A 1,817-nucleotide genomic window follows, 5' to 3' on the forward strand; every position below is an offset into this window, starting at 1 on the left:
GTTCAAAGATAAAATAGACATGCACGATATTGATTATAAAGAAATTTCTGAAAAAGAAGTTCAAGCGGATGCTTTTTCATGGCCGCTTATTAAACAGTTAGCTTCACAAGACAATGATTCATTTTTAGAAAATGGCCGAACTACGCAGCCGACACCTCAGCTTGTTTCAGCCACTGAGTTCGCCGAGCCTGATGTGTTAAACGTGATGAGTGAACCTCGCGCTATAAATAGTGATCCTCTGCTAAATACCGAGGTAACAAACCGGCCAGCCGCAATGCGATCACTGTTTCCTGCGCCACCGGTTGCCCATACTCTAGCTCCGCAGCCAGTCAATTTAAACGAACCTGCTATACCGCAAGTGGTTTCTAAACCTATACTTACGACACAATTTTCATCCTCACCAACTGGCCCGTTGGAATCAGGTAAAAAAACTGAATTTAAAAACATTTTTTCACAAAAAGAACCACCCAAAGAGCTGGTTGTTTTTGCCGAGTCATCGCGGGATATTCCTTTACAAACGTTGTTAGAGAGCATCGCCTTATGCCGTTAGTTTGTGTATGTTCACCGAAAGGTGGTGTCGGTAAAACTACTTTTGCAGCCAATTTGGCGCACTCACTGGCACGTAGTGGTAGCAAGGTTTTACTTATTGATTTCGATGTACAAAATGCTCTGCGCTTGCACTTTGGTGTCCCTTTGTCGGATGAACGTGGTTATGTTTCTGAGTCAGGTAATGCATCTGACTGGAGCCAATTTATCCTTAAAGCGGGAACGAATACCTTTGTCTTGCCTTATGGCGAGGTGGATGAAGCGCAACGTCTGGCTTTCGAGCATGAATTAACGGCTGATCCGCATTTTTTACAACGGGGGCTACATTCAGTTCTTAATTATCCTGGATTAGTGGTTATCGCTGATTTTCCGCCGGGACCAAGCCCGGCGTTAAAAGCAATGCAAGGGATTGCGGATATGCATTTGGTGGTGATGTTGGCAGACACTGCATCTTTATCTTTATTACCTCAAATAGAGAAAGGCAAACTTATCGGCGCCCCTTTAGATAATAAAATGGGAACCTATTTTGTTGTTAATCAAAGTGATAATCGTCGTCAACTCAGCCATGATGTCTCACAATTCTTTGAGCAACGTCTGGGCGATAAATTGTTAGGAATGATTCATCGGGATGAATGTGTGCCAGAAGCGAATGCTTCTCAACGTTCAATTATTGATTTCAGCCCCGTGTCAGCTGCCGCATTTGATATTGAGCTTATTAGTAAAAAAGTTGCAGCTATTTTGGGAATAAAGATCGGTGGGGGGGAAGTTTACTCTACGCCTAAACATGACTTCTATTAAATACTGGCTGAATTCAAGATGAAGAAAATTCAATTTTATCTTCTGTTGTTACTGTTATTGCCAATCGCTATCTTGGTTGTTGTTACACCAATGGACAGTGAGAAGCAGTACATTTTTGCATTATTCAGTATTGCTGCGTTCTTTTTACTTGGCATAAGTAAAAGCAGAAAAGTAACAATAGTAATGACAGTATTGTCATTTTTGATGTCATCCCGATATATTTATTGGCGCACGACTGAAACGCTTCATTTTGGTTCTGTAACCGAGACAATATTAGGCATACTTCTTTATAGTGCAGAACTTTACATCTGGATTATTCTAAGCCTTAGTTATTTACAGACTATTTGGCCATTAAAACGAACGATTGAACCGCTGCCTGAGAATACCGATTTATGGCCAACGGTTGATGTTTACATTCCGACCTATAATGAAAGTCTGGATGTGGTTAGAGATACGATTCTGGCAGTCCAATG

2 protein-coding genes and 1 pseudogene are annotated in these 1,817 nt (G+C 41.4%); all 3 read left to right on the forward strand.

All coding sequences use genetic code 11. The features are described 5' to 3' along the window. Positions 1–550: cellulose biosynthesis protein BcsO (gene bcsO, locus V1952_RS21620; RefSeq protein ID WP_420075531.1), on the forward strand; the 550-nt coding region annotated here is incomplete at its 5' end. Continuing rightward, complete coding sequence (bcsQ, locus tag V1952_RS21625; protein WP_372560566.1) at positions 541–1,344, forward strand: cellulose biosynthesis protein BcsQ; 804 nt, start codon at positions 541–543, stop codon at positions 1,342–1,344. The genes bcsO and bcsQ, both read left to right, overlap by 10 nt. 18 nt (positions 1,345–1,362) lie before the next feature. Then, a pseudogene (locus V1952_RS21630) lies at positions 1,363–1,817 on the forward strand (cellulose synthase); the annotation flags it as partial.

This window comes from Yersinia sp. 2542 StPb PI (genome assembly GCF_048593855.1).
In the GTDB taxonomy this organism is placed as follows: Bacteria; Pseudomonadota; Gammaproteobacteria; order Enterobacterales; family Enterobacteriaceae; genus Yersinia; species Yersinia enterocolitica_E.

What these genes read in the sequence shown, in the direction of transcription:
- bcsQ (WP_372560566.1), top strand. Translation starts at nt 541, where the DNA reads ATGCCGTTAGTTTGTGTATGTTCACCGAAAGGTGGTGTCGGTAAAACT.